The 6,567-nt window shown below is 73.0% G+C and carries 6 protein-coding genes; all 6 read left to right on the top strand.

Features of this window, described 5'->3' with window-relative positions; all coding sequences use genetic code 11:
- The first annotated feature begins 16 nt into the window (after positions 1–16).
- Positions 17–1,279: an NAD(P)/FAD-dependent oxidoreductase gene (locus M4J07_RS30275; RefSeq protein ID WP_255976870.1), complete on the top strand. Its 1,263-nt coding sequence runs from the start codon at positions 17–19 to the stop codon at positions 1,277–1,279.
- Between the two features lies 1 nt (position 1,280).
- The gene (gene nirB / locus M4J07_RS30270) at positions 1,281–3,836 is read left to right on the top strand and encodes a nitrite reductase large subunit NirB (RefSeq protein WP_255976861.1); all 2,556 of its coding nucleotides are present in this window, start codon (positions 1,281–1,283) and stop codon (positions 3,834–3,836) included.
- A complete protein-coding gene (gene nirD, locus M4J07_RS30265; protein WP_255976860.1) occupies positions 3,833–4,189 on the top strand; it encodes a nitrite reductase small subunit NirD in 357 nt (118 codons plus the stop codon). The genes nirB and nirD overlap by 4 nt, the downstream gene beginning before the upstream one ends.
- 228 nt (positions 4,190–4,417) lie before the next feature.
- The gene (locus tag M4J07_RS30260; RefSeq protein ID WP_255976857.1) at positions 4,418–5,002 is read left to right on the top strand and encodes a TetR/AcrR family transcriptional regulator; all 585 of its coding nucleotides are present in this window, start codon (positions 4,418–4,420) and stop codon (positions 5,000–5,002) included.
- A gap of 114 nt (positions 5,003–5,116) precedes the next feature.
- Positions 5,117–5,893 (top strand): SDR family NAD(P)-dependent oxidoreductase, encoded by a 777-nt coding sequence (locus M4J07_RS30255; protein WP_255976855.1) that lies wholly within the window; start codon positions 5,117–5,119, stop codon positions 5,891–5,893.
- Between the two features lie 92 nt (positions 5,894–5,985).
- Entirely contained in the window at positions 5,986–6,546 is a 561-nt protein-coding gene (locus M4J07_RS30250; protein ID WP_255976854.1) for a hypothetical protein, read from the top strand.
- The last annotated feature ends 21 nt before the right edge of the window (positions 6,547–6,567 follow it).

Genomic DNA, 6,567 nt, shown 5'->3' with positions numbered 1-6,567 from the left:
CCGCACGCTGCGGAGCATGACCGCACCGCACGAGCACGATCACGACGCCCCCCGGGACGGGAACCGTGTCGTCGTCATCGGCACCGGCCTCGCCGGCACCCGCCTCGCCCAGCGCCTGGGCGAGCGCGCGGTGCTGATCGGCGAGGAGGCGCACGCCCCGTACAACCGGGTGCTGCTCGCCGAGGTCCTGGCCGGCACGTACGGTCCGGACGTCATCGAGCTCCCCCGCACCCCGGGCCCCCGGCTCCGTACGCGCGCCGTCCGCATCGACCGCGACCGCCGCCTCGTCCAGTGCGAGAACGGCGCCGAGGTCGCCTACGACACCCTGGTTCTGGCCACCGGATCGAACCCGGTCCTGCCGCCTCTGCGCGGCCTGTTCGCGCCCGGCGCCGCCGAACTGCCGGGCGGTGTCCACCCGTTCCGCACGATGGACGACTGTCTGGCCCTGTCCGGGGCCGTCACCGAAGGGACCCGCGCCGTCGTCATCGGCGGCGGTCTGCTCGGGGTGTCCGCGGCCCGCGCGCTGGCCCGGCGCGGCGCGCAGGTCGTGCTCACCCAGCAGGCGGAACGGCTGATGGAGCGCCAGCTCGACCCGCGCTCCTCCGAACTCGTCCGCCGGCACCTCACCGCGCTCGGCGTCGAGATCCACACGGAGTGCCGGGTGCGCGGCGTCCGCGTCGAGGACGGTCACGTACGCCGGGTCGAACTGCACGACGGCTACGTCCTCGACACCGACGTCACCGTGCTGGCCTGCGGGGTGCGGCCGCGGGCCGGTCTCGCGCAGGCCGCGGGGCTCGACGTCCGCAAGGGCGTCGTGGTCGACGACGAGCTGCGCACCAGTGACCCGCGCATCCGCGCGGTCGGCGACTGCGCCCAGCACGCCGACACCGTGTACGGACTCGCGACCCCCGCCCTGGAGCAGGCCGACGCCCTCGCCGGTCTGCTCACCGGAACCGGCCGTACGACGGCGTACACCGGCACCCGCACCCTGACCCGGCTCACCCTCCCGCACGAGGCGGGTCCGCTGGACCTCGCCGCGTTCGGCGAGACCGAGGCGCTGCCCGGCGACGACGTCGTACAGCTCACGGACGCGACCCGCGGCACGTACCGCAAGGTCGTGGTCCGCGGCGACCGTCTCGTCGGCGGCGTCCTGGTCGGCGAGCTCGCCAGTGTCGGCGCGCTCGCCCACGCCTGGGAGTCGGACGAATCCCTGCCCGCCGCCACCGATGCCGGCGCCCCGCCGCTGCTGCACCTGCTCACTCACGACGGAGGCCTCTGACATGGCGACCGACACGGCCGGAACGGCCCAGCCCACCCTCGTCCTCGTCGGCCACGGCATGGTCGGCCAGCGCTTCCTCGAAGCGGCGGCCGAGCGCGGCCTGACCGGGACGCACCGCGTGGTCGTCCTGTGCGAGGAGCCGCGCCCCGCCTACGACCGGGTGCACCTCACCTCGTACTTCTCGGGCACCACGCCCGACGAACTCTCCATGACGGACCCGGAGTTCATCGACAAGCACGGCATCGAGCTGTACGTGGGCGACCCCGCCGTGGTCGTCGACCGGGACGCCCGTGTCGTGCACGCGCGCTCCGGCCTGAAGGTCGCGTACGACACGCTCGTGCTCGCCACCGGCTCGTACCCGTTCGTGCCGCCCGTCCCCGGCAAGGACGCCACCGGCTGTTTCGTGTACCGGACCATCGAGGACCTGTACGCGATCGAGGACTACGCCAAGAACAACGCGACGGTCGGCGCCGTGGTCGGCGGTGGACTGCTGGGCCTGGAAGCGGCGGGCGCGCTGCAGGGGCTCGGACTGGCCACCCACATCGTGGAGTTCGCGCCGCGGCTGATGCCCGTGCAGGTCGACGAGGGCGGCGGCGCCGCCCTCCTGAAGACCATCAGCGACATGAAGATCGACGTCCACACCGGTGTCGGCACGCAGGAGATCGTCACCGACGACGCCTCGGGCGCGGTGCGCGGCATGAAGCTGTCGGACGGGTCCGAGCTCGCCACCGACCTCGTCGTCTTCTCCGCCGGCGTCCGGCCGCGCGACCAACTCGCCCGCGACATGGGCCTGTCGGTCGGTGAGCGGGGCGGCATCACGGTCGACGAGCGGTGCCGCACCAGCGACCCCGACGTGTTCGCGATCGGCGAGTGCGCCCTCGCCGCCGACGGCCGGGTGTACGGGCTCGTCGCCCCCGGCTACGAGATGGCGCTCACGGCCGCCGCCGCCATCGCGGAGGAGTCCACGGAGGCGTCGTTCACCGGCGCCGACCTGTCCACCAAGCTGAAGCTGCTCGGGGTCGACGTGGCCTCGTTCGGCGACGCGCACGGCGCGACCGCGGGCTGCCTCGACGTCGTCTACTCGGACTCGCGCTCGGGCACGTACAAGAAGCTCGTCATCGGCAGCGAGGGCGAGCTGCTCGGCGGGATCCTGGTGGGTGACGCGGAGGCGTACGGCACGCTGCGCGCGCTCACCGGGACCGTGCCGCCGGTCGCGCCCGAGGCGCTGGTGCTGCCGGCCGGCGCGGGCGCGCCCGCCCAGCTCGGCCCGGACGCGCTGCCCGCCGATGCCGTCATCTGCTCCTGCCACAACGTGACCAAGGGCGAGATCTGCGAGCACACCTCGCTGCCCGAGGTGAAGAAGTGCACCAAGGCCGGTACGGGGTGCGGGAGTTGCGTCAAGCTCATCGGACAGCTGCTGCCGAAGTCCGGCGACGGCGGCCTGTGCGGCTGCTTCGGGCACACGCGCCAGGAGCTGTACGAGATCGTGCGCGTCAAGCGGGTCACGGCCTTCGCCCAGCTGCTCGACGAGCACGGCCGCGAGGCGGCGCGCGGCGGCGAGGGCTGCGAGATCTGCAAGCCGGCGGTCGGCTCGATCATCGCGTCGCTGGCCCCGTCGATCGGCGCGGACGGCTACGTCCTGGACGGCGAGCAGGCGGCCCTGCAGGACACGAACGACCACTTCCTCGCCAACCTCCAGAAGAACGGCTCCTATTCGGTGGTGCCACGCATCCCGGGCGGCGAGATCACTCCCGACAAGCTCATCGTGATCGGCGAGGTGGCGCGGGACTTCGGGCTCTACACGAAGATCACCGGCGGCCAGCGCATCGACCTCTTCGGCGCCCGGGTCGATCAACTCCCCATGATCTGGACCCGGTTGGTGGACGCCGGCTTCGAGTCCGGGCACGCGTACGGCAAGTCGCTGCGCACCGTGAAGTCCTGCGTCGGGCAGACCTGGTGCCGCTACGGCGTGCAGGACTCGGTCCGGATGGCGATCGACCTGGAGCTGCGCTACCGGGGCCTGCGGTCCCCCCACAAACTGAAGTCGGCGGTCTCCGGCTGCGCCCGCGAGTGCGCCGAGGCCCAGTCGAAGGACTTCGGCGTCATCGCCACCGCCAACGGCTGGAACCTGTACGTGGGCGGCAACGGCGGCATGACGCCTCGTCACGCCGACCTGCTCGCACAGGACTTGAGTGACGCGGAACTGATCCGGCTGATCGACCGGTTCCTGATGTTCTACATCCGCACCGCCGACCGCCTGGAGCGCACGGCGGCCTGGTTGGACCGGATCGACGGCGGCCTCGACCACGTGCGGGACGTCGTCGTGCACGACTCGCTCGGCATCTGCGACGAGCTGGAGGCGCTGATGCGGGCGCACGTCGCGCACTACCGGGACGAGTGGGCCGAGACCCTGGACGACCCCGAGCGCCTGTCCCGCTTCGTCTCGTTCGTGAACGCTCCCGACACCCCGGACCCGACGGTCCGCTTCGTCCCCGAGCGCGACCAGATCAAGCCCGAGCTGCCCCTCATCCCCCTGGAAGGACTCGCCGTACGATGACGATCGCTCCCGAGAAGACGACGGTAATGGTGCAACTCGGCCTGGACGACGCGTGGTTGTCCGTGTGCGAACTGGACCGGCTCACGCCGGGGCGGGGGGTCGCGGCGCTGCTGCCCGACGGGCGTCAGGCCGCGGTCTTCCTCGACCGGGCGGGGCGGGTGCACGCCGTCGACAACACGGATCCGTTCACCGGGGCGGCCGTGCTCTCGCGCGGCCTGCTCGGTTCCGCCCTCGGCCGGCCGTTCGTGGCGTCGCCGCTCCTGAAGCAGCGCTTCGACCTGGAGACGGGCCGCTGCCTGGACGACGACACGGTCTCCGTCCGGGCCTATGCGGTACGGGCGGCGCAGGCCTGATCCCACGGTTCGACTGCCACGCCGTCGTGGCTGGTCGCGCAGTTCCCCGCGCCCCCGAGATGCGCACTCCGTGCGCCATCTCAGGGGCGCGTCACATGGAGGAGGCGGCGGCGAAGCCGCAGGCCTCCAGGGGCGCGGGGAACTGCGCGAGCAGCCCCCACCGGGCCGTCAGCGGCAGAGAACACCCATACTTGACCGACCGTTCCACATAGCCGTAGGGTCTTGTGCGTGGCCAGGACCAAGGAATTCGATCCGGACGCCGCGCTGCAAGCGGCCCTCGAGCTGTTCCACCGGCGCGGCTACGAGGCGACGTCGATGGCGGACCTCGTCGACCACCTCGGCATCGGCCGCGCCAGCATCTACGCCACGTTCGGCAACAAGCACGACCTGTACCTGAAGGCGATGGACCGGTACGCCGAGTCCGCCGACTCGACCGTGCTCGACGAACTGTCACAGGCCGGCCCCGCCCTCCCCGCGGTCCGCGCCCTGATCCACCGCTTCGCCACGGAGTCGACCACCACCGACCAGCGCCTGACGGGCTGCCTGGTCACCAACACGGCCGCGGAGCTCGCCCCGCACGACCCCCAGGCCGCCCGCCGCGTGGAGCGCAGCTGGGAGCACGTCGAGACGCTGCTGCGCACCACGCTCACCCGCGCCCAGGCGCAGGGCGAGCTGCCCGCCGGGCGCGACCCCCGGGCGCTCGCCCGGCTGCTGCTCGTCCTGATGCAGGGCATGCGCGTCGTCGGCAAGGCGTCCCAGGACCCCGCCCGCGTCAGGGACGCCGCCGAACAGGCCCTCACCCTCCTCGACTGACACCACACCCACCGGCCACCCGGCCCACCCTCCGCCCGGAGGGCTCTCCACCTGCCCTGCCCTTATATTGAACCGATCGGTCAAGAAAGAGGAACTGTGTCTCCCGTGTCTCCCGTGTCGCACGCCTCCCGCAACCGCTTCACCGGCCGCACCGCCCTCGTCACCGGCGCGGGCTCCGGCCTCGGCCGGGCCATCGCGCTCGCCCTCGCCGCCGAGGGCGCGAACGTGGTCGTCGCCGGGCGCACGCACGGGCCCCTCGCCGAGACCGTCGCGCTCATCGAGGCCGCGGGCGGCACCGCCCTCGCGCAGCCGGCCGACGTGTCCCGGGCCGACGACACGAGGACCCTGGTCCGTACGGCGGTCGAGCGCTTCGGCGCGCTCGACGTCGCCGTCAACAACGCGGGCGTCTTCCGCGGCGGCGCCCCCGTCGCCGACCTGCCCGCCGAGGACTGGCGCACGCTCCTCGACATCAACGTCACGGGGGTGCTGAACTCCCTGCAGGCCGAGGTCGCCCAGATGCGGACCCAGGCGTCGGGCGGCGCGATCGTGAACGTCTCCTCGAACCTCGGCCCCCACGCCTCCCGGCCCGGCGTCGCCGCCTACGGCGCCTCGAAGGCCGCCGTCTCCGCCCTGACCCGCGGCGCCGCCCTCGACCACATCGCCGAGGGCATCCGCATCAACGCGGTCAGCCCCGGCGCCTCCGACACCACGATGTCGTTGCGCCCCGACGAGACCCCCGCCGAACGGGACGTCCGCATGAAGGAGCAGTCCCCGCTCGGCCGGGTCTCGACGACGGAGGAGGTCGCCGCGGCCGTCCTGTACCTCGCCTCGTCCGACGCCGCGTCCGTGGTCGGTGCGGACCTGGTGATCGACGGCGGCGCGGCGGCCTAAACGTCAGTTCCGCGTCAAAAAGCAGTCGTTACGGGTCAGGACAGAGTCAAAAACCGCCGGAGCGCCCCGCCGTACGGCCTACGGTGCGCTCCATGGGACGCAATGTGAGGACGTCGGGACCCGGCACCTGGACCGATGCCGTCCGCCCCGCGACGGCGACCGTGACCGACCGGGCCTGGGCACACGAGCTGCGGGCCGCTCTGCTCAGCACGGCGCTGGTGTTCGGGCTCGCCCTGACCGTCGACGCGGCCCACTCCACCCTGACCCCGCCGCGCGTCCTGCTGTGGACGGGCCTCTCGCTGCCCCTGTACGCCGTGCTGCACCCGCCGCGCGTCACGGCGGGCCCCGGCTGGCTCGCGGTGCGCGGCCTGTTCCGCCGCCGGCACGTCTGCACGGACCTGTTGGTCTCGGCCCGCCGCGCCGACGGCCTGACCCCGCGCCTGGTCCTGCGGGACACGCTGGGGGCCCGGGTGGAGCTGGACCCGCAGATCCTCACGGCGAACCCGCTGCTGTGGCACCGGGTCGAGACGGGGGCGGGCCGGGCCCGGGCGAACGGCCTGCTGGTGACGGGGATCGAGGTGCTCCGCAGCCTCGGCGCCCAGGTGGACGAGGAAGAGGCGAAGGCCATCTTCGAGGCGTCGGACCTGACCTGACGCCCCTGCCCCGGACTCCGC

Source organism: Streptomyces longispororuber (assembly GCF_024448165.1).
Taxonomy (GTDB): domain Bacteria; phylum Actinomycetota; class Actinomycetes; order Streptomycetales; family Streptomycetaceae; genus Streptomyces; species Streptomyces longispororuber_A.
Note: the sequence above shows the minus strand (reverse complement) of the source record. Positions and strands in the feature narration are given on the sequence as shown.